Annotated in this window: 1 protein-coding gene; it reads left to right on the top strand. The window is 70.3% G+C overall.

The genetic code is table 11. The annotated features are described in order from the left end of the window. Positions 1-62 precede the first annotated feature (62 nt). On the top strand, positions 63-650 hold a 588-nt coding region (locus FHD68_RS18785), incomplete at its 3' end, for a hypothetical protein (protein ID WP_139086651.1).

Raw genomic sequence — 650 nt, 5'->3', positions numbered from 1 at the left:
GCCTTCTGGAGGCTGCCGCCTCGGTCGGCCTCGAAGGCGAGCGCATCTCCACGCAGGGGATGGTGCTGCGTCTCACCAGCGGCATCGCGATGGAAGAGGATGCCCGGGCGGCCGAGATGGCCCTCAAGGTTCTGACCGTCATCCGGCGGCCCGGGGATCCGTTTGGCGAACCGGTCGCAGCCCTGCGCCGGATCGAAGCGGCCGCCACGCCCATCGGGCAGACACGCGACGAGGGCGATCGTCTCGAGGATGCGGAGCTGCCCCTGGTCGTGGAGACAGGTCGCACCTGGTCCCACGTTCCGATCCTGGCGGGATGGCGCGCGGCGGCCAACTATGCCTTCCGATCCCGACGGAGCAGCCCCGTGGCCGAGCGGCTGGTCTTCATGGCCGTGGAGGGTGCCGCGCGGCATCTGCAGGGACTGTCTCCTGATCGAAGGGTCGGCCGCGATGAGCTGGACGAGAGGGCAGGGGGCCTGCTGATGCCGGCGGCTGCCGGGTGGATCGTGCCGCCATCCGTGTCGCTGACCCGCACCGGCTTTCGGGTCTGGTCGCCGATGACCGGGCTGGCCACGTTCCTGGAGGCCGCCACGCGGAGCCTCTCTCATGATCTCGGTCATCTGGGGACCCTGCGCCATGAGCTGGCGCGTCTC

Source organism: Paracoccus marcusii, from assembly GCF_006151785.1.
GTDB classification, from domain to species: Bacteria; Pseudomonadota; Alphaproteobacteria; order Rhodobacterales; family Rhodobacteraceae; genus Paracoccus; species Paracoccus marcusii.
This window is presented reverse-complemented; position numbering and strand designations above follow the sequence as displayed.